Annotated in this window: 14 protein-coding genes; 4 read left to right on the top strand and 10 right to left on the bottom strand. The window is 65.6% G+C overall.

What is annotated here, in order from left to right:
* Nucleotides 1–14: 14 nt before the first annotated feature.
* The 4 genes from ABIB44_RS13585 to ABIB44_RS13570 form a co-directional block, all read right to left on the bottom strand.
* Complete coding sequence (locus ABIB44_RS13585) at nt 15–656, bottom strand: luciferase domain-containing protein (protein WP_354585186.1); 642 nt, start codon at nt 654–656, stop codon at nt 15–17.
* A 136-nt stretch (nt 657–792) separates the two neighbouring features.
* A complete protein-coding gene (locus ABIB44_RS13580) occupies nt 793–2,766 on the bottom strand; it encodes a 7TM diverse intracellular signaling domain-containing protein (RefSeq protein WP_354585185.1) in 1,974 nt (657 codons plus the stop codon).
* A 124-nt stretch (nt 2,767–2,890) separates the two neighbouring features.
* Nucleotides 2,891–4,729, bottom strand: coding sequence for a carbohydrate-binding protein (locus ABIB44_RS13575; protein WP_354585184.1), 1,839 nt, complete (start codon nt 4,727–4,729; stop codon nt 2,891–2,893).
* Between the two features lie 382 nt (nt 4,730–5,111).
* Nucleotides 5,112–7,352, bottom strand: coding sequence for an alpha amylase C-terminal domain-containing protein (locus ABIB44_RS13570; protein ID WP_354585183.1), 2,241 nt, complete (start codon nt 7,350–7,352; stop codon nt 5,112–5,114).
* Between the two features lie 160 nt (nt 7,353–7,512).
* Between ABIB44_RS13570 and ggt the strand changes: the two genes are divergently transcribed.
* On the top strand, nt 7,513–9,264 hold the full coding sequence (gene ggt, locus ABIB44_RS13565; RefSeq protein WP_354585182.1) for a gamma-glutamyltransferase: 1,752 nt from the start codon (nt 7,513–7,515) through the stop codon (nt 9,262–9,264).
* 186 nt (nt 9,265–9,450) lie between these two features.
* On the opposite strand, the gene ABIB44_RS13560 is transcribed toward ggt, so the two are convergent.
* From ABIB44_RS13560 to ABIB44_RS13550, 3 genes are all read right to left on the bottom strand, one after another.
* Complete coding sequence (locus tag ABIB44_RS13560; protein WP_354585181.1) at nt 9,451–9,822, bottom strand: hypothetical protein; 372 nt, start codon at nt 9,820–9,822, stop codon at nt 9,451–9,453.
* 190 nt (nt 9,823–10,012) lie between these two features.
* On the bottom strand, nt 10,013–10,363 hold the full coding sequence (locus tag ABIB44_RS13555) for a hypothetical protein (protein ID WP_354585180.1): 351 nt from the start codon (nt 10,361–10,363) through the stop codon (nt 10,013–10,015).
* A gap of 154 nt (nt 10,364–10,517) precedes the next feature.
* On the bottom strand, nt 10,518–11,627 hold the full coding sequence (locus tag ABIB44_RS13550) for an NYN domain-containing protein (protein ID WP_354585179.1): 1,110 nt from the start codon (nt 11,625–11,627) through the stop codon (nt 10,518–10,520).
* Nucleotides 11,628–11,713: 86 nt separating this feature from the next.
* Here ABIB44_RS13550 and ABIB44_RS13545 point away from each other — a divergent pair, with 86 nt between their 5' ends.
* The 3 genes from ABIB44_RS13545 (at nt 11,714) to ABIB44_RS13535 (ending at nt 18,519) form a co-directional block, all read left to right on the top strand.
* The gene (locus ABIB44_RS13545) at nt 11,714–14,686 is read left to right on the top strand and encodes a TIM-barrel domain-containing protein (RefSeq protein WP_354585178.1); all 2,973 of its coding nucleotides are present in this window, start codon (nt 11,714–11,716) and stop codon (nt 14,684–14,686) included.
* Between the two features lie 93 nt (nt 14,687–14,779).
* Nucleotides 14,780–15,316, top strand: coding sequence for a GNAT family N-acetyltransferase (locus ABIB44_RS13540; protein ID WP_354585177.1), 537 nt, complete (start codon nt 14,780–14,782; stop codon nt 15,314–15,316).
* Nucleotides 15,317–15,390: 74 nt separating this feature from the next.
* Nucleotides 15,391–18,519, top strand: coding sequence for a TIM-barrel domain-containing protein (locus ABIB44_RS13535; protein WP_354585176.1), 3,129 nt, complete (start codon nt 15,391–15,393; stop codon nt 18,517–18,519).
* An 8-nt stretch (nt 18,520–18,527) separates the two neighbouring features.
* Here ABIB44_RS13535 and ABIB44_RS13530 read toward each other — a convergent pair whose 3' ends face one another.
* From ABIB44_RS13530 to dinB, 3 genes are all read right to left on the bottom strand, one after another.
* The gene (locus ABIB44_RS13530) at nt 18,528–19,199 is read right to left on the bottom strand and encodes a phosphatase PAP2 family protein (RefSeq protein ID WP_354585175.1); all 672 of its coding nucleotides are present in this window, start codon (nt 19,197–19,199) and stop codon (nt 18,528–18,530) included.
* A gap of 45 nt (nt 19,200–19,244) precedes the next feature.
* On the bottom strand, nt 19,245–19,991 hold the full coding sequence (locus tag ABIB44_RS13525; protein ID WP_354585174.1) for a phosphatase PAP2 family protein: 747 nt from the start codon (nt 19,989–19,991) through the stop codon (nt 19,245–19,247).
* Between the two features lie 68 nt (nt 19,992–20,059).
* Entirely contained in the window at nt 20,060–21,139 is a 1,080-nt protein-coding gene (dinB, locus tag ABIB44_RS13520; RefSeq protein WP_354585173.1) for a DNA polymerase IV, read from the bottom strand.
* Nucleotides 21,140–21,227 lie beyond the last annotated feature (88 nt).

Raw genomic sequence — 21,227 nt, 5'->3', positions numbered from 1 at the left:
TGCCATTGGCGCAGCTACCGGCCGTTGCCGGCCTGCAGGCGCTCAAGTAGCACGTCCAGCGGCTGGCCTTGCAGGCGCTCGTAGTTGAGCCGAAACAGCCAGGTGGCGTGGTCGGCATCGGCCGCGGTGCGAATCCGAAACACCACCCAATCGCCGGGGCCCTGGCCGTAGGGAAACGGGCTGGCCAGGCCCTGCGCCAATAGCGGCAGGCCCAGGCCGGGGGTGGTGGCCAGGTGCACTTCCCCATTCAGGTGGATATGGCCCAGCTCCGCTTCCCCGACGTAAAAATCGGCCCCATCAACGCGGGTGCGGTTGAACAAATCCCAGTGGGTGGCGGAAATGATGTCGGGCCATGACCGAATGGCATCGGCGGTTTGTTGGCCCGGCCCGGCCAGGGTGGGCGCGGGCTGGATGGGTCCTTTGGCGGCTAGTTTCATGTGGGGGAGCAGTAAATCAGAAAAACAATAGCAGTTGAACGAGTTACGGAAAGCCCCGGGCGAGAGGTCGGTTTTGGTATTGAACAACTTGCGAAACCCCTGCGAATGTCCGAAACCCAGGGCAGCGGACAATTCGCCCACCGACAACTCCTTGGTAGCCAGTTGTTCCTTGGCCTTACCGATGAGCTTCGCTTCAAGGTTGAGAAAACGGTGACACAAATAAACTTACCGCTGTCCAACCTTTCCAGGCGCTAGCCCCACGCCAGCAGCAGCGCCACCCAGCCTGGCAGGTACGGGCGAAGCTGGTGCTTAAACGTCTCGCCCAAGCCCTCACCCGGACAGCCCAAGTCACCGGTTACTCCCCCTCCTCCACGCTGGCCCAGGTGGCGTGGGCTTCGGCCGGCGCGAGGGGCTGGTGCTCTTCGAACAGCACGTTGGTCCAGCTTTCGTTTTTGACGTAGCCGGGGGCTTGCTGCCGGGCCAGCACCGCCGCGTGCACCTTTTGCAGGAACGTGGAGCAGGTGGCGCGCCGCAGCTGCAGCGTTTGCGACAGGGCCAGCGACGAGTAGTTGCCCGGCTGGGTGTGCACCACGAAAATGCAGTAAAGCGCCTTCACGATGTCGAACTTGCAGCGGTGCAGCGGCGTGTAGGCGGTGGCCGACTCGACGTAGCCGCAGCGGGTGCAGCGCTGAGCGAAGGGCTCGCGGGCCTCGCAGCTTTTTTCGTGGCCGCACTTGCGGCAGCGGAATCCGGCGGTCCACTTAATCTCGGCCAGGTAGCGCAGGCAGGCGTCGCGGTCGGGGTAGGTGGTGCCGAACTCCTCGAAGCTCACGGCTTTGCTCAGCACGCGCGCTTCCTGGGTTTGCTGCAGGTCGCGCTTGAGCTCGTGGTTGAGCTGCTCAATGGTGGCAGCCTGCTGGTTGAGGAGCGCCACGGCATCCGACAGCTCGGCATTCTGGCCCACGATGGTTTGGGCGTGGTGCCGCAGCTCTTCGGTGCGCACGAGCACCTGCCGCTCCAGCTCGGCATTGAGGTTGTCCTTGAGGTCCTGGTTGTGGCGCAGCTGCTCCACGAGCTGCTCCTGCACGCGGTGCTTTTTGCGCAGCTGCTTCAGCAGCTGCTGCTGCGTGCGCAGGGCGTCGTTGCGGATGTCCTGAATTTTCTCGCCCAGCGCGTACGACAGCACGAATACTTCCAGCACCAGCGCGATGTTCATGCTGTACACGGTGATGGGCTGGTCGCTCAGTAGCTCAATACCCAGCTTGCGGGCAATCAGAAACACCACGCTGATAGCCACTACCAGATTGGCCACCAGGTAGAACCGGGCCGGCTTCGAGCCCTGCCGGAGCAGCAGCACCCCGGCGGCGTAGTAGGCCGCGTACGGCAGCACGTACAGCCAGTAGCCGCGCCCGCTGCGCAGTACCACGATGTCGAGCAGAATCAGGACCACGCTGAGGACCGTGATGCGCTTGAGCCAGGGGTTGTAGCGTGGCAAGCGCGGGCCGGTATCCAGAAAATAGTGCGAGTAGAGCGCGAACAGAAACAGCAGCAGCACGGGCGCGAAGTCGCTGATGACCAGGTTCAGGGCCGGGTGGCGGGGCCAGAGGTATTCGAAGCCTAACCCGTCTTCGGACAGGAAAAACAGGCCGCAGCTGAGCACGTAGAGGATGTAGTAGAGGTAGGTGCGCTCGCGGACAAAGAAAAACAGGCATAGGTTGTAGAGCACGATGATGCCCAGGATGCCGTAGAAACTGCCGAGCCAGATGGAGTCGTTGCGCAGGTGAATAACCAGGTTCTGCTGGTTCCAGACGATGCTGCGCAGGCTGGTTTTGGTGGGCGAGCTCAGCCGGACGTAATACACCTGCTCGCTGCGCGGGGCCAGCTGCAGCGGGAAAATAAAGTCGCGGTACTGGTAGAACCGGCTGAGGTAGGGCCGGCCGGCCCCCGTCACCACGCTATCGGGCGGCAGGCCGGGGCCGCGCGGCTGGTACCACGTCACGCGGGCCAGGTGCGAGTCGAACAGCTCCAGAAACCACTGGCTGGCGCGGGGGCCGTCGTTGCGCACCCGAAACCGCATCCAGTACGCCGCGCCGGGCTGCCGCATGGTGTAGGGCTGCCCGGGCAGCGTCCCGAACCGGGCGGCCAGCGCCGGCTGCTGCACCTGAGCCAGCGTGAGGCGGCCCGTGGGGTCTTCCAGCACGTCGAAATAGATTTTATCGAGCAGGATGACTTCGGTCTTGGCATCGACCACCACCGGCACGGTGGCTTCGGCGCGCGCCCACCGCAGCCCAACCAGCAGCACAAAGCGAAGAAGAGAAGCGGGGAACATAAAATTCAGCAGCGGGTAAACGCGGAAAGTAAAGATACACAGGCGGGGCCGGCAGCGTAAGCCCACGAAAAAGGGGGAAGCCCAGCCACGCCGCGCTTCCCCCCTAAGCCTCGCGGCAGCGGCGCTATTGCTTGCTAAAGCGCCGCACCAGCACCGGCTGGCTGGGACCCGCCACCACCAGCGTGTACAGGCCGGGGCGCAGGGCCGCCACGTCAAGCGCCGCGCCGGTGTGGGTGCCCTGCCACACCGTGCGGCCGGCCAGGTCGGTGATGCGCAGCGTGGCCCCCAGCAGGCTGGCCGGCGCGTCCAGCGTCAGGCGGTCGGTGGCCGGGTTGGGGTAGAGCACCAGGGCCGCCGGCTCGCCGGGGGTGGCCCTGGCCAGGGCCGTGCGGGCACCGTTGGGGGCTTTGCTGATGCGTATCCAGTTGAGGTTGTAGCCGCCGGTCTGGGCGTACACGCCGAAGTCGTAGGTGCCGGCGTTCACGTACACGGTGCGCGACACGGTGGTCCAGTTCTGCCAGTTGCCGGTACCGGGCACGGTCGTGCTGCCCAGCTGAATGGCGCCGGCGCTCAAATCGGAAGAAATGGTGCCGCCCCCGCCCCCGCTGGCCACGCGGTACTCGATAACGTAGTTGCCCGAGGTGGGAAACACGACCTGGTTAAATTTGAGGAAGTCACCGGCGTCGATGTAGCCCATGTCCTGGCCGCCGCCGGCATCGGTGCAGCTCTCCACCACCATGCCGCTGTTCACGTTGGCATTTTCGGCCTGCAGCAGCACCGAGCCCCGGCTGATGCGCACCCAGTTGAGGTTGTAGCCGCCGGTTTGGGCGTACACGCCGAAGTCGTAGGTGCCGGCGGCCGGCACGGTCACGACCTTCGACACGGTAGTCCAGGTCTGCCAGTTGCCGGTGCCGGGCACGGTGGTGCTGCCCAGCTGGGTGGCCCCGCCGTTGAGGTCGCAGGAAATGGTGCCGCCGGCAGCCCCGCTGGCCACCCGGTACTCCACCACGTAGCTACCCGGGGCCGGGAAGTTGACGTTGAACTTGAGGTAGTCGCCGGCGTTGATATTACCCATGTTTTCACCTCCGCCCGCATCCTGGCAGGCTTCGGCCAGCATGCCGTGGGCGGCGTTGGCGTTTTCGGCTTCGAGCACCACGGCCGGGTTCACCACCGGGGCTGCGGACTCCTCATACACCCGCACGTAGTCGACGTACATGGTGCCGGGCAGCTTGCTCTCGTCGATGCTGGTCACGTTGGGGAAGTCACCGCCCACGGCCAGGTTTAGCAGAATATAAAAGCGCTTCTGGAACTCCTCGGTGCTGCCCACGCCCCCGGCAATCTTGAAGTCGTGGTAACCCACGCCGTCCACGAAGGTGTGGATATAGTTGGTGTCCCAGGTGAGGGTGTAGGTATGGTAGCCGTCGGTGGGGGCCTGAATGGTGCCGGTGGTGCCGTACTGCACGTGGCCGCCGTTGTCCCAGTGCTCGGTGGCGTGGGTCACGTTGTCGGCGTTCACGTGCTCCATAATGTCAATCTCGCCGCACAGGGGCCAGGGTCGGGCAGCGGTTTCGTTGCTGCCCAGCATCCAGAAGCCGGGCCACAGCCCGCGTCCCAGCGGCATCTTGATGCGGGCCTCGACTTTGCCGAACCGGAAATCCTGCAGGTTGCGGGTTTTCATGCGGGCCGAGGTGTATTGCCACGAGCCGTTCAGGTATTCCTTGCGGGCCGTGATGGCCAGCACCCCGCCGCCCACGGTAGCGTTGGCTTGTTGGTAATTCTCCCACTCGTGGTTGCCCCAGCCGCCGTTGTTGCCGGTGTCGAAAGACCAGTTGGAAGTGTTCACGGCCGTGCCGTCGAATTCATCGGCCCACACGGGGGTGGCCTTATAGGTTTGGGCGTGGGCGGTTGCGCTGCCGAGCACGGCAAGCACCAGCGCCCCGCCAGTGCGGAAACGTTTGTTCATAAAGCGTGGGAATTAGAGGGTGAAGTGGAAGCCGCCGTCCATCTCACGAGGCCGACGACTGGGCCAAATATATCCACCGGCTGTTACGCAGACACCCTCAAAAACCCTTTAAAAGCCTCAATAACACCCTTTTCGTATTTCCCATTACACTTCCGACACAAACGCCCACCCCGCTTTTGAGCCAGTAAGCGCAGCAGGTCGGCAACGATGTCCCATAGAAAACACGGCTCCGCAACAAGAAAAAAATTCGTAAAAGCCCGAATTATATTGCCTGCCCGGGCAAGTTCAGCGCGGGCTGACGGGTTACGACCTAGCGCCGGACCCAGGCCGGGCGCAACGCCGAATCTGATGCCAACGACTTTGCCGCCCGCCTTTTTGTGGGCTACCCCCGCGCCAGCACCAGCGCCACCCGGCTCGGCAGGTACAGGCTGAGCTGGTGCTCAAACGTCTCGTACGCGTAGCGCTCGTCGGGCCGGTCGAAGCCGCCGAAACGGCCGTTGTCGGACGACAGCACCACGCGGTATTTGCCTTCCTCCGTCACCCAGAAGCGGTAGTCGGTCAGGCTTTTTTCGACGTGGAAATTGACCACGAATACTAGGCCGCCCCGCTCGAAAATCAGGACTTTATTTTCCTCATCGTGCTTGAGTAGAACCGCTGGTCCGGCGGCCAGCAGGTGTTGCGATTTGGCCAGGTGAATCATGACCTTGTCAAATTCCCCCAACTGGTGGAATTTCAGCTCGGGGTTGTCGCCCAGGCTCCACTGGCGGCGGGCAAACTGGTAGCTCCAGTTGTTACCCTCGCGGGGGAAATCGACCCACTCGGGGTGGCCAAACTCGTTGCCAATGAAGGTTAGGTAGCCCTCGCCGCCAGCCGCCAGCGTGAGCAGGCGGATGAGCTTGTGCAGCGCCAGCGCCCGCGCCGCGCCGGGGTCGCCGTCGGCCACGTGCATGTGGGCGTAGATGCCGGCATCGAAAAGCCAATGCGCGAGGGTTTTATCGCCCACCAGGGCCTGGTCGTGGCTCTCGGCGTAGGCAATGGTTTTTTCGCCGGCCCGGCGGTTGGTCAGGGTGTGCCAGAGGTCGCCGAGGGGCCAGTTTTCGTCGGGCGTGTGTTTGAGTAGCTTAATCCAGTAGTCCGGAATGCCCATGGCCAGGCGGTAGTCGAAACCCACGCCACCTTCCTTGATTGGGCGGCACAGGCCGGGCAGGCCGCTCATGTCCTCGGCAATCAGCAGGCTGCCTTTTTTGAACTCGTGGGCCAGCGTGGTGGCCAGCTGCAAATACAGAATAGCGTCTTCATCGGCGGCCGGGCCGAAGTAGTTATCGTAGCCCACGAAGGCCACGCCCTCGCCGTGGTGGTGGTAGAGCATGCTGGTCACACCATCGAAGCGGAAGCCGTCGAAGTGGAATTCTTCGAGCCAGTAGCGCAGGTTCGAGAGCAGGAACTGCTGCACCTCGGGCCGGCCGTAGTCGAATAGTTTGCTATCCCAGCCGGGGTGGTTGCCACGCTCACCCTTGTGGAAGTAAAGGTTGCCGGAGCCGTCGAAATCGGCCAGGCCCTCGGCTTCGTTCTTCACGGCGTGGGAGTGCACGATGTCGAGCAGCACGGCAATGCCGCGCCGGTGGGCCTCGTCGATGAGAAACTTGAGGTCCTCGGGCGTGCCGAAGCGGGAGCTGGCGGCAAACAGATTAGCCACGTGGTAGCCGAACGAGCCATAGTACGGGTGCTCCATCACGGCCATCAGCTGCACGGTGTTGTAGCCGTCGGCCGCGATGCGGGGCAGGATATTCTCGGCAAACTCGCGGTAGCTGCCCACCCGGCCTTCCTCGGTGGCCATGCCCACGTGGGCCTCGTAAATCAGCGGCTCCCCCACGGCAGCGGCGGGCCGGAACTGCTGGTCGGTCCAGACGAATTCGGTTTCCGGCCGCCAGACTTGGCCGGCGAAGTCCTTGGTTTCGTCGTCCTGCACGGCGCGACGCAGGGTGGCGGGCAGGCGGTCCTTGCCGCCGGCTTCCCCCACAACGTGCACCTTAAAGCGACTGCCGTGGCTCAGGCGCTGGTCATATTCCCCGTCGGGCAAAAACACTTCCCACACGCCAAAATCCAGCTTTTGCAGCGGGTTGGCCTGCCGGTCCCAGCCGTTAAAATCGCCAATCAGCGCGAGTGCCCGGGCCCCGGGAGCCCACTCGCGGTATACCCAGCCGCCGCGCGCGGCATCGTGGTTCAGGCCCAGCTGCTGGTGGGCAGTGGCGTAGTTGGCCAGCGAGCCGTGGTACTGCTCAATTTCGGCCAGCCGTGCCTGCAGGCGGGCCTGGCGGGCCCGCAGCACGTCTTCGAAGGGAGCCAGCCAGGGGTCATTTTTCACGAGCGTCAGCGGAGTGGGGCGGCGGGTTTTGGCAGCGGTGGTTTTGGCCGCAGCAGTAGCTTTAGCCGGAGTCGGAGCCGATTTGGTGGCGGGCTGAGGCCGTTTGGCGGCGGGCGAAGCAGCTGACTTCGGAGCCGCTTTCGCGACGGACGCGGCGTTGGGCTTAGCCGCTGGTTTTGCAGCAGCCTTGGCCGATGAGCCAGCCGTGGCGGCGGGAGCTGGGGCGGCAGCCGGAGCCGCAGTTGTTTTCTTAGCCATGGAAGAGTCGGTTTAGGCCAAATGTAAGTAACCGGCGCGGGCACTGCTACCAGGGAGCCGCCGTGCCATCGGTTGCGCAACCAATAATCCGTATTTTCTCCGGCAACATCCTCTTCAAGGCCGGGCTTTGGCGTACTTTGGCATTCTATTCCCAACCCTGATGAAGCACCGTTTACTCGCTATCCCACTGGCCCTACTGCTGGCCTGCTCGGCCGAGCGCCCCGTTACCTCCACCTCACGCGCCTTCGAAGGCTCGCTGGCTTCGCCCCTACCCCCGGCCACCGCGCCCCGGCTGGCCCGCTACGCCATGGTGGTATCGGCTCACCCCGAGGCTTCTAAAATTGGCACCCAGATACTCCAGCGCGGCGGCAATGCCTACGACGCGGCCGTGGCCGTGCAGTTTGCGCTGGCCGTGGCCCTGCCCCTGGCCGGCAACATTGGCGGCGGCGGCTTCCTGCTCTACCGCGACCGCAACGGCTCGGCCGGCGCGCTCGATTTCCGCGAAACGGCCCCGGCCGGTGCCTCGCGTGACATGTACCTCGACAAAAGCGGTAACGTAGTGCCCGACCTGAGCACCGCCGGTCCGCTGGCCGTGGGCACGCCCGGCACGGTCGCCGGCATGGCCCTGCTGCACAAGCAGCTGGGCAAGCTCTCGTGGGCCACGCTGGTGCAGCCGGCCGTGGCGCTGGCCACGCGCGGCGTCGCCCTCACCGCGAAGGAGGCCGCCGGCCTGAACCGCACCCGCGCCGATTTTCAGAAATACAACCCCGGCAGCACGCCCGCCTACCTGCGCCCCGGCGGCAGCGACTGGCAGGCCGGCGATACGCTGCACCTGCCCGAGCTGGCCCGCACCCTGGCCCGCGTGCGCGACCAGGGCCGCGCCGGCTTTTACCAGGGCGAAACCGCCCGCCTGCTGCTAGCCGCCATGCAGCGCGGCGGGGGCCTGGTGCGCCAGACCGACCTCGATAAGTACCAGGCCAAGTGGCGCGAGCCGCTGCGGGGCCGCTACCGCGACTACGACGTGATTACGATGCCGCCGCCCAGCTCGGGCGGCGTGGCCCTGCTGCAAATGCTGCAAATGCTGGAACCCGTGGACCTGGCCCAGGCCGGCTACCACACGCCCCTGGCCGTGCACTACCTGACGGAGGCCGAGCGGCGCGTGTACGCCGACCGCGCCACCTACCTCGGCGACCCCGATTTTGGCACCGTGCCCGTGCAGAAGCTGCTCGATACGGATTACAACCGCCAGCGCGCGGCCTCGTTTCGTTCGCGGGGCCGGGCTACGCCCAGCGCCAGCGTGGCCGCCGGGGCCAAGCTGGCCGGCTACGAAAGCTCCGAAACCACCCACTACAGCATTATAGATGCTTTCGGCAACGCCGTGAGCTGCACCACGACCCTCAACGGGGCCTACGGCAGCAAAGTAGTAGTGCCCGGTGCCGGTTTTCTGCTGAATAATGAGATGGACGATTTCTCGGCCAAAGCCGGCGTACCCAACGCCTACGGGCTGGTGGGCGGTACCGCCAACGCCATTGCGCCCGGCAAGCGCATGCTCAGCAGCATGACGCCCACCATCCTCACCCGCAACGGCAAAGTAGCCCTCGTAACGGGCTCGCCCGGCGGCAGTACCATCATCACCAGCGTGCTGCAGAGCATTCTGGGCATTGTCGACTACGGCCTGAACGCCCAACAGGTCGTGACCGCGCCGCGCCTGCACCACCAGTGGCTGCCCGACCAGCTTGACGTGGAAGCCGGGGCCCTGCTGCCCGCCGCCCAGGACACCCTGCGCGCCCATGGCTACCGCCTCAACCCCCGCCTGCCCTGGGGCCGCCTCGACCTCATCCACGTCCGCCCCGACGGCGTGCTCGAAGGCGGGGCCGACCCGCGCGGCGACGACACGGCGCTGGGGTATTAGAGATAATGGTGAATGGTTAGCTGTTAATGGTTAATCATAAAAAAACGTCATGCTGAGCGAAGCCGAAGCATCTCTATCGCGGTAGTAAATGATTACTCTTGCGGTGGAGCTGCTTCGGCTTCGCTCAGCATGACGTTCTTACGACGTTCTTTTGTTCAGGACGTTTGGGGCCCAATCAAGCCGAAACTAGTGCTGCACCGGCGTTTGGCGGGCTACCAGGCGCAGGTTGCCGGCGGCGGTGATGAGCTTCTGGCTCAGCTCGCGGGCTTTATCACCCTCGCCCTTGAAGCTGTGGGTGCCGGCGGCGGCCTGGGCCGTCAGCTCCCCCAGCATCTGGAACGATTCGGCCATGGCGGCGGCGTTGTTGGCATTCACGTGGCCGCGCAGGGTTTCGAGCTCGGCCACGAGGGGCCGGGTGGCGGGCTGGTCGATGCTACGCAGGTGCTGAATCCAGTTTTCAATATGGTCCTGGCCTTTGCTGGGGTCCACGTTGAAGCCGAGGTTGACGGTATCGAAAAGAAGGCGAATGCTGGTTTCAGCTTCGGAGAAAAAGCTCATGGTATAAACTTTATAAGTGAGATGGTACGGCGACGAGGCCACGAATGAAGCATCCGCCCGGCCTGGTTTCGGCCGCGAAGATACGCAGCCGGGCAGGTAAACCGCTACCCGGCCCGCCGGCCCGAGTACGCAAAACGGGCACCCCGGGCCGTAGCTCGAGGTGCCCGTTGAGGCAGGTACTTGCTAGGGGTTAGCCTTTCAGCTGGCTAGCAGCCGAGCTCAGGGCCTGGCCCAACTGGCGCAGTTTGTCCTGGGCATCGGGCGTAGCGGCATCGGCCACTTTCGTGGTGTGCTCGCCGAGGGTGCTCAGGCTTTTGGCCAGCGCACCGGTATCCGAAGAACCGCTGCTCAGGGCATCGTGCAGGTTTTGCAGCTCCGAGCTGATGCCGGATAGCTGCTGATTGCCTTGCAGGGTCTTAATCCAGCCGGCAATGTTGGGGCCGGCGGCACCAGCGGCGGCGCTTAGGCCACCCTGCAGAGCGTTGATGGTAGCGTCGAGCTGGCTGGTGCCCGCGCTGCTTTGGGATTGGGTATTATCCATGATGAAAGAAAGTTTGTTAGGTGAATTTATGCCTTAGCAACCCGTCAATCCCGGAGTTGTTAACTTTCTGACATACAAAATTCTGGCATTTATTTTAATGCGATTTGATAACAAACCTTTCCTGCTGCCGGGGGTTAAGCAGCGACCGAAAATGCTACTCGCCGGGGTGTAGGGCCTGCACATCGGGGTGGCTGTAGTTGACCACGATGACGGAAAACGGGTGCGGCTCGCCCTCGCGCTTTTCGATGCGGATGGTGCCGGCGTCGCGCAGCTTGTTGAGGATATCGCGGCGCTCGTAGTCGGGCAATTCGGGCAGCTCATCGGTAAGCAGGCGCATGAAGGGGCCCAGCCACAACTCGGGCACGCGGCGCTGCTGCTTGGCTTCGAGCTTCTGAAACTCGAGCAGCATGAAGGCCAGGGTGCGGCGCTCGGTATCGGTGGCCAGCGGGCGGCTGGGCGCGAAATCGGGCACCTCATCGGCGGCGCGCGAAAGGAACGGCTTGGCCGCAGCCGCGGGCCGCGGGGCCGTGGCCGACGGCACCGGCGTGATGCGGGGCTGCGGCACACTGGCCGTTGCTTCGGCGGAGCTATCAGCCGCATCAACTGCATCGGGCGCGGCGGCGCGGGCAGCCAGGGCGGCAGCCAGGGCGGCAGCCGTGGCCACGCCGGCCGTTCCCTGCTCGCGGAGGCGGCGGCTTTCCTCGATGGTGCGCTGACGGTCGGCACGACGCTTTTCGAGCTGTTCGACGCGGGCGGGCGTGAGCAAATCGCGGGCGTCGATGAACTGGGCGGCCCCGATGTTCTGGAGCAAATCACCGGATACCGACTCGCGGAAGCCCGCTACCAGCACCTGCCGGGCCTGGCGGCGCAGGTGCTGCAGCACGGGAATGTAGTCGCGGTCGCCGGCCACGAGCACGAACGTGCCGATGTCGGGCCGGGTGTACATCACCTCCAGCGCGTCGATGCAGAGCTGCATATCGGCGGCATTTTTGTGGTCGGTGCCCAGCACGTTGCGGGTGCTCACGCCCATTAGGTAGAGGGCCCCCTGGGGGGCGGTGGCCAGACGCTCGAAATCGGCGTAGGCATAGCTGATGAGGCTGTCGAGGCCCATCGCGCTGAGCTTTTCGCGCAGGGTCCTCACGATGTCCAGGCAGATGTCGTTGAGGTCGGGCGGGTCGTGGAAGTGGTTTTTGAGGAAGTAGTACACGTTCTCAAAATCGATGAAAACGGCGGCGTACGGGGAAGCGGGCGACTTAGGCGTCATGGGGCAAAGGTATTATATCCCGCAGCGGGACGTATCTCGATATAAGGCATATTGTTCAGCTTACCCTCAATCAGCCCCTCCGAAAAATGTTCGATGCAGCTTATGATGGGCATGTTCCGGCAGTCGCCAGCCGTAACTTGCCGCCTCCCACTGATTCGTTGTTGATGAAGGATTTTTTTCGTGCTTATGTTTCTAGTTGGGCGCGGGCCGCGCTATTGCTGCTGCTGTCCGCGCCGTCGTTTGCCCAGCGGGCCGGGGGTGGCCCGCCGGCCACAGACCCGTTCGGGCGGCGCGTGGTGCCGGCGCGGACAGTGCCGGGCGGGCGGTACTTAAGAAGTGCCCATTATGGCAATACTCTACTGATTCGGGCGGACGATAACAGTTCGCTGAAAATACAATCCTGGGCACCAGGTATCGTAAAAATCGGTTTCTTCACAGCCGCCAGAGGGTTGAATACAGATGCCGACAGTTCGGTAAGCGTGGTGCAGAAAGTGACATCATCGGCTTCATTGCCGCTTGATGACGACGGGCAATTTTTACGGGTCGCTCTTGGCGGCAGCTTACGTGCTGTCATTCGCAAATACCCGCTTCGTGTGAGCATCCTGCAACGAAGCGACACGCTGATTGCCGAAGCAATGGGTGCCTTCCGCCGCCAGGCCGCCGCCCCCACCCCGGCCACCCTACCCGAGCCCGGCGGCGTGGGCGTGCGCTTCCGCCTCGCACCGGGCGAGCGGCTGTACGGCACCGGCTCGCGCGCCCTGCCGCTGGACCGGCGCGGCTACCGCCTGGAGCTCTACAACCAGGCCCACTACGCCTCGCGCAACGGCGAGCCCAACCTGAACATCGCGCTGCCCACGGTGCTCAGCAGCCGGGGGTATATGCTGTTTTTCGATAACCACGCGCCCGGTTACCTCGACTTGGGCAAGACGGACCCCAACGTGCTCGAATACGGCGGCGAGGGCCTCCGCTCCCTCTCCTACTTCGTGATAACGGGCCGCGACCAGGCCGAAATCCTCGACCGCTACACGGCCCTGACGGGGCGGCAGCCGCTACCGCCGCGCTGGGCCCTGGGGCTCATTCAGAGCCGGTTTGGCTACAAGTCGGATACGGAAATACAGCAGGTGGCCGGTCGCATGCGCCGCGAAAACTTCCCGCTCGATGCGCTGGTGCTGGACCTGTACTGGTTTGGCGGCACCAAAAAGCAGGGCGACTTCGCCTGGGAGCCCGCCGGCTTCCCCGACCCGGCCGGGATGATGGGCCGTCTGAAGCAGCAGGGCGTGAAAACCATCCTGATTTCGGAGCCCTACGTGATGCGCACCTCGCGCAACGACAGCCTCGTGCGCACCCAGGCGCTGGTGGGCACCGACTCGGTGGGCCGGCCGTTCACGGTGGGTTCGTTCTGGGCCGGGCCGGCCAGCATCGTCGACGTATTTCGGCCGGCGGCCCGCGACTGGCTGTGGGGCAACTACCGCCGCCTGCACAACCAGGGCGCAGCTGGTTGGTGGAGTGACCTCGGCGAGCCCGAAAACCACCCCGCCGCCATGCGCCACGTCACGGGGTCGGCGCGGTCCGTGCACAATGCCTACGGGCAGGTGTGGGCCGGTATTCTGCGCGACAACTACGCCCGCGAATTCCCCGAGGAGCGGGTGTTCAACCTGGCCCGCTCGGGCTGGGCGGGCCTGCAGCGCAACGGCGTGTTTCCGTGGTCGGGCGACATCAACCGCTCGTGGAGCGGCTTCCAGGCCCAGGTGCCGGTGATGCTGGGCATGGGCCAGGGCGGCGTGGGCTACATGCACTCCGACGCCGGCGGCTTCTGCGCGGGCGACATCGACCCCGAGCTCTACACCCGCTGGCTGCAGATGGCCAGCCTCTGCCCCATTTTGCGCCCCCACGGCGAAGGCGTGCCGCCCGAGCCTTACTTCTACCCCGACCCTTACAAAAGCGCGGTGCGCGATGCCGTGCACCTGCGGTATGAGCTGCTGCCCTATTTGTACACCCTGGCCTGGCAGAACACGACCACGGGCGCGCCGCTGGTGCGGAGCATGGACTTTGATTTAAGAGTGAAAAGTGAAAAGGTGATAGGCACTGCGAGCGCAGTGAGCGAGGAAAACACGCCGCCCGCGAATCCTAAATTTTCAACTTTCCCTGACGACCAATACCTGCTCGGTCCCAGCCTGCTGGTGGCTCCGGTGATGAACCCGAGCCAGCGGCAGCGCAACGTGACGCTGCCCGCCGGCAATTGGATTGACTTCCATACTAACCAGACACATGCCGGCGGCCGGACGGTGGCCGTGCCCGCGCCGCTGGCCCACACGCCGCTGCTGGTGCGGGCCGGGGCAATGCTGCCGATGACGGCCTACCGGCCCAGCACCGACCAGTTTCGGGCCGATACGCTGCTGCTGCGCTACTACCCGGAGCCGCAAAATCCGGAATCGCAGTTCACACTCTATGAGGACGACGGCCACTCGGCCCAGGCTCTGGCCAAGTCTGAGTTTGACCTGCTGGCGCTCAGCGGCCATTTCAGCGCGGCCCAAACCACCGTGGAGCTGCACGCCAAGGGCGGGCACTACCCCGGCCAGCCCACGCGGCGCACGGTGCAGCTGTTGGTGGCGCGGGTGGCGGCGGCCCCCACGGCAGTGCTGCTCGATGGCCAGCCGCTGCCGGCAACTGCCGTGACGTTTGCGCCGGCCACCGGCGAGCTGCATGTTGCGTTTGCCTTCGCCAAGCCGGATGCGACCCTGGAACTGCGCGGCCTGCGCCTGAACACCGCCCCGGCAACCAACGCCGCGCCCGAAACCCTGACGCTCGAAGCGCCCGACCAGCGCAGCTTTGGTGCCCAGGGCACCACGCTGCGCTATACCACGCACGCCCCTGGCGCAGCCGAATTGCGCGTACATGACGCCCGGGGCACGGTGGTTCGCACGCTGCCGCTGGCTGCCACTACCGGCGCGCACCACCTAGCCTGGGATGCCCGCGACGCGACCGGCCAGCCCCTGCCGCCCGGCGTATATACCGCCGAAACGGCCGGCCAGCACCAGCGGCTGATTCTGACGCGGTAACTTTGTAGCCCATGCTTTCAGCTTGTGCGTCGTTGGCGCGCGCTGGCTCATCAAAAACTTACCGGCACCAGCTGAAGCCGGTGCTCCTTTCTTATGCAACCCTTCGATTCTGCCCGCCTGCACTTCCGCCCGCTTACTGCCGACGATACGGCGGGGATGTTTGAGCTCGACTCGGACCCGGCCGTGCACCGTTACCTGGGCGGCATCGGCGGGCAGATGGTGAGCGAGCCTGCCCAAAGCGCGGCGGTCATCAAATTCATCCAGCAGCAATACGCGGAAACCGGTGTTGGGCGGTGGGCCGTGGTGCTGCGCGAAACCGGCGAGTTTATGGGCTGGGCCGGGCTGAAGCTGGTGGCCGGCCCCATTAACAACGAAACCAATTTTTACGACCTGGGCTACCGCTTCATTCCGCGCTTCTGGAGCCAGGGCTACGGCTTTGAGGCGGCCCGCGCCTGGTTCGACTATGCGTTCGAAACGCTGCGACTGCCCCGCATCTGCGCCTACGCCGACTGGCATAACGTGGCTTCGCGGCGAATTCTCACCGAAATTGGCATGCGGCAGGGGCCGCGCTTTCTGGTGCAGGGCGTGCCCTGCATCTGGTACGAGGCCGACGCCCCCCCGCAACCGTAAATTTCGGGTTGCGATTTTGGAGCTGGCACGCGGCTGCAATCTGATAACAGTTGACACTTCGCACCTTTCTCCCAATGTCTTTTCGCTATTTCCGGCATCGGCTACTGCCGGCACTACTGCTGCTACTGCTGCTGCCCGGGCTAGCCGCCGCGCAGGCCGTGGCCACGCTTGCGCCCGCCCAGCCCGCCAGCCTCCGCGATTCGCTCACCATCACTTTTGATGCTACGCGGGGCACTGCCGGCCTGGCCGCCTGGGCCGGCGACGTATATGCCTACACCGGCGTCATTACTCCGGCCAGCACCTCGCCCATCGACTGGCAGCACGTGCAGGGCCCCTGGACGCCCATCCTGCCCAAGCTGAAAATGCGGGCGCTGGGCAACCACCGCTACGCACTGCGCATCCGCCCCGACGCTTTTTACGGGCTGGCAGCGGGCGAGCAGGTCAACTACTTCGCCTTTGTTTTTCGGAATGCCGACGGGTCACTTTCGGGCCGGGCTGCCGGCGGCGGCGATGTCGTGCTGCCGTTGTACGCGGCCACTGCGCGCAGCTACCAGAGCCACCAATGGAGCGGCGGCGTACTCACCGTTGTGGCGTCGGATGGGGCCACGCTCACGGTGCAGCCATACGCGCCGGCGGTGCTTCGGGTGGCATTTTACCCGAGCGGCACGGCGACTACGCCCGCGCCCAGCCTGGCCGTGAGTGCCGCCCCCGCCGCTCCGGCCGGCACCGTGGCCGATGCCCCGGCCCGCCTCACGCTGGCCGCGCCGGGCCTCACGGTCCTCATCGAGAAAAACCCGCTGCGGCTGCGCTACCTGCGCGGCTCCGATACCCTGCTGGCCGAAACGCCCGGCTACTTCGAAACCGGCAGCCGGCGCGGGGTTCGCTTCGGGCTGCAGGCCGGCGAGGCCCTGTACGGCACCGGGGCCCGCGCCCTGCCCACCAACCGGCGCGGGCAACGCGTGGAGCTCTACAACCAGGCCCACTACGGCTACCAGAACGGCGAGGCCAACCTCAATATCAGCATTCCGCTGGTGCTGAGCGGGCGCGGCTACGGGCTGTTTTTTGATGATGCGCGGCCCGGCTACCTCGACCTAGGCCAGGCTGATAACGCGGCGCTGGAATTCGGCACCGAGAATAGCCAGCTGACGTATTTCGTGTTCGGGCAGCCTGACTTACCGGGCCTGCTCGCCGCCTACACCGCCCTGACGGGCCGGCAGCCGCTGCCGCCGCGCTGGGCCCTGGGCTATATTCAGAGCAAATACGGCTACCAGACCGAAGCCGAGGCCCGCACCATCGTGCAAACCATGCGGAGCCAGGGTTTCCCGCTGTCCGGGCTGGTGCTCGACTTGTACTGGTTTGGCGGCATGAGCCGCATGGGCGACCTCGACTGGGACCGCACCCGCTTCCCTAACCCGACGCGGATGATGCGCGATTTCGACTCGGTGGGCGTGAAAACCGTGCTCATTGCCGAGCCCTACCTCACGCAGCAAAGCCGCAACTACGCGGCCGCCAGCGCCGGCAGCTTCCTGGCCCGCACCACGACGGGCGCGCCCTACGTCATCGGCAATTTCTGGGCGGGCAGCGCGGGCCTGCTCGATATGAGCGACCCGGCCGCCCGCGCCTGGCTGTGGCCCTTTTACCGCGCCCGGGTGCGGGAGGGCGTGGCCGGCTGGTGGTCCGACCTCGGCGAGCCCGAAACCCACCCCGATGCCATGCGTCATTTTGGCGGCACGGCGCGGGAAGTGCACAACGGCTTCGCCAGCCAGTGGGCCGCGCTGCTGCAGGAAAAATACGCGCTTGAGTTCCCAGCCCAGCGGCTGTTCAACCTCGCGCGCTCGGGCTTCGCGGGCATGCAGCGGCTGGGGGCCACGCCCTGGAGCGGCGACGTGCAGCGCTCGTGGAGCGGCCTGCAGGCGCAGGTGCCCATTATGCTGGGCATGGGGCTGAGCGGGGTGGGCTACGAGCATTCCGATGCCGGAGGCTTCACGGGCGGCGGCCAGAACAACGAGCTGTACACCCGCTGGCTGCAATTCGCGGCCTTCACGCCCATCATGCGGGCCCACGGCGAAGGCGTGCCCACCGAGCCGGTGAACTACCCCGAGCCCTACAAATCCATTGTGCGCGACTACGCCCGCCTGCGCCACCGCCTGCTGCCCACCACCTACACCCTGGCCTGGGAAAACAGCCAGACCGGCGCGCCCCTGGCCCGCCCGGTCGACTTCAGCGAACCGCTAACCACGAGCAGCTATGCGAATGCCAACGACGCCTACCTCTGGGGCGATAACCTGCTGGTGGCCCCCATCCTCAATCCCGGCCAGACGCAGCGCACCGTGGCCCTGCCCGCCGGCAGCCCCTGGCTCGACTACTGGACCAACCAGCAGTATGCCGGTGGCAGCACCGCTACCGTGCCCGCGCCGCTGGCCCGCCTGCCGCTGCTGGTGCGCGCCGGCAGCCTGGTCGCCACGCAGCCCTACCGCGCCAGCACGGCCCAAAGTGTGCTCGACACGTTGCAAATCAGCTACTACCCTGCGCCGGGCGTGGCCGGCCGGCCCGCCGTGGTGTACGACGACGATGGCCGCACACCCGATGCTTATGCCAGGAATCAATACCAGCTGCTGCACTTCCAGGACCAGCCCACCGGCGCGGCCGATTACACCCTGACGGCCACCGCCACCGGCCCCGGCTACGCGGGCGCCCCCCGCCGCCGCGTGGTCGAATACGCCATTCAGCGCGTGCGGACAGCGCCCGGCGCGGTAACCTACCAGGGCCAGCCAGTGCCGCTGGCCGCATCGGCGGCAGCTTACGCGGCCCTCGACTCGGCGGCTTATTTCGACGCGGCGGCGCAAGTTCTGCGAGTGCGGTTTCGGTGGCGGCACCAGGCAGCCACGGTCCGGGTGTTCGGCACCGCGCTGGCGGTGAATAAGCCGGCCGCCGCGCCGGCGGCCATCAGCCTGAATGCCCCTTACCCAAACCCGTTTTCCGACGAAACGACCATCAGCTACGAAGTGGCCCGGCCGGGGACTTACGTACTCCGAGTGTACTCGCTGACGGGCCAGCTGGTGGCCAGCGTGCCCGTAATGGCAGCGGCGGCCGGCTCCGGCGCGGTGCAGTGGGCGGGGACGGATACTGGGGGCCGGCCGCTGCCAGCGGGCGTGTATCTGCTGGAGCTCAATGGCCAGTACCAGCGCCTGGCGCGGGAATAACCGGTCGCCTAGCGGGCTTCACTTCCAATCTGAGCAGGAGCGGACGTGCGCCGGGCCAGCAATTGCACGGCCACCACCCACGCCACGGCCGCCGCCCAGCCGGCCAGCACATCCGACGGGTTGTGCACGCCCAAATACACGCGCGCCCAGCCCACGGCCAGCGAAAACAGCGGGGCCAGCAGAAATACCCCGCCGCGCCGGCGGCAGCCCCACACCAAAAACACCAGGGCCGTGGCAATGGCCGCCGTATCCATGGCGTGCCCGCTGGGGAAGCTGAACGTGTGCTCGGGCCGGATGCTGGCCCACAGCGCCGGCCGGGGCCGTGCCACCAGCGGCTTGATGAGCTGCGTGAGCAGCATCGACCCGCCTACCGACGCAAAAAATACCCAGGCGGCCCGCCCCTGCCGCCGCGCCAGCAGCCCCGCAAATACCAGCAGCCCGAGGCCCACCATCGGCCCGGTATTGCCCACGATGGTGAAGAACACAGCCACTTTATCGAGCGCCGGCGTGGCGTGGCGGTGCCAGTATTCGAGAATGGGAGCATCCCAGGGCAGGCGGCCGGCGCGCACCACGACCACGGCCAAATAAGCAAAAATGACCACCGAAACCAGCAAAGCCAGTCGCAGCAGGCCGGGCTTCGGCGCTGCGTGAGCGAGCGGGCGTGGAGGCGAAATCAGCATGAAGGTGACCAGGGAGAAAATGCCGGTGAGTAACAGCCCCGCCGGCTAGGCGGGGTCGGGATGAGCTTCATTGGGCGGCGACACCAGGCTGGGCAGCCGCCGGTGCAGGGCCTCGCGCCAAAACCGCCGCAGCTCATGAAACTCGGGCGAAAACAACACGTGCAGTACCGCCACCCAGCCCACCGAGCCCGTCCAGCCGGCCAGCACGTCGGAGGGGTAGTGCACGCCCAGGTACACGCGGCTCCAGCCCACACCCAGCGCAAATAACGGCCCCAGGGTCCAGGTCAGCCACTGGCCGCGGTGCTGCCACAGCAGGAAACCCAGGGCCGTGGCCACGGCTGCCGCCCCCATGGCGTGCCCGCTCGGAAAGCTGTAGTAGAACGCTGGTTTCAGGCTTAGCCATAAACTGGGCCGGGGGCGGGCAAACAGCACCTTCACCAGCAGGTTCAGCGCCATTGCCCCGCCCACCGACAGCCCAAAAAACCACGCCTTTTGGCGCGTACCCCATATGGCCAGGCCCAGCGTGATGAGCACCGCCAGCATCCCCATCGGCAGCGGGTCGCCGGCCGCCGTCAGGGCCAGCGCCAGCTTATTGAGCCCCGGCGTGGCGTGGGCGTGCAGAAACTCCAGAATTCGCTTGTCGCCGACGAAGCCGCCCGATTCCCAGATGTCCTCGGCCACGTTCACGAACACCACCCACGGCAGTACCAGGCCCATTAGCAAAGCCAGCAAGAGCATTTTGTGTGCCCGCAGGGCGTGGCGCAGGTTTTGCCAGAAAGTAGCGAGCGTCATAAGTCCTCAAGCGTTTGAAGGACCATACGCGCCCCGCAGAAAAAAGACGCCCTGCTCCCATCCAACTCCTATAGCGCCAGCTTCAGCTGCTGCCCGGCTCCCTCGCTACCAGCTTCCAGGTTCGAGAGCGTGATACCCAGCAGGCGCACGCCTTTGGGCAGCGGCAGCAGGCCTTCCACCAGCTCGCGGCTCAGGCGAGCCAGCGTGGTGGCATCGGGCACGGACCCCACGCCGCTGCGGCTGCGCGTGATTTGCTGAAAATCGGCAAACTTGACCTTGAGCGTGACTGTGCGGCCCCGCCCACCGGTGCGCTCGCAGTAGGCCCACACGTCGGCCAGCAGCGGGGGCAGCGCGGCCAGCAACTCGGGCAGCTTGTGCAGGTCGTGGGCAAAGGTGGTTTCCGAGCCCACCGACTTGCGCACGCGGTCGGGCACCACGGGGCGGTGGTCTTCGGCGTGGGCAATGGCGTGGTAGTAGCGCCCGGCCTTGCCAAAATGCCGGGTGAGCAGCTCCACCGGCTGGACCCGTAAATCGGCCCCTGTGAACACGCCCATCTGGTTCATGCGTGCCGCCGTGACCGGCCCGATGCCGTGGAACTGGCCCACCGCCAGCCCTTCCACGAAGGCCAGCCCCTGGCCGGGCCGCACCACAAACTGCCCGTTGGGCTTGCGGTAGTCGGAGGCCAACTTGGCCAGAAACTTATTGTAGGAAATGCCCGCCGAAGCCGTCAGGCCGGTTTCGGCCAGAATCTTCGCCCGGATTTCGCGCGCAATCTGGGTGGCAGAGGCGATGCCCGCCAGGTTTTCGGTCACGTCGAGGTAGGCCTCATCAAGCGAGAGCGGCTCGATAATGGGCGTGTACTCGGCAAAAATGGCGTGAATCTGGCGCGACACTTCCTTGTACACCGCAAAGCGCGGCGGCACAAACACCAACTCGGGGCACTTGCGCAGCGCAGTGGCCGAGGGCATGGCCGAGCGCACCCCAAACTGCCGGGCCTCGTAGCTGGCCGCCGCCACCACGCCCCGCTCGCGGGCCCCACCCACCGCCACTGGCCGGCCGCGCAGGGCAGGCTGGTCGCGCTGTTCCACCGAGGCGTAAAACGCGTCCATGTCGAGGTGGATAATTTTGCGCAGCGCAGTGGGGTTCACGGGTGAAAGCCAGCCCCGGAGCCGGCCCGCAAAGATACCCCCCGGCTCCGAGGCCCATCGACCCAAACGCTCGTTCGCGCTAACCATT

Source organism: Hymenobacter sp. UYCo722, from assembly GCF_040547115.1.
In the GTDB taxonomy this organism is placed as follows: Bacteria; Bacteroidota; Bacteroidia; order Cytophagales; family Hymenobacteraceae; genus Hymenobacter.
This window is presented reverse-complemented; position numbering and strand designations above follow the sequence as displayed.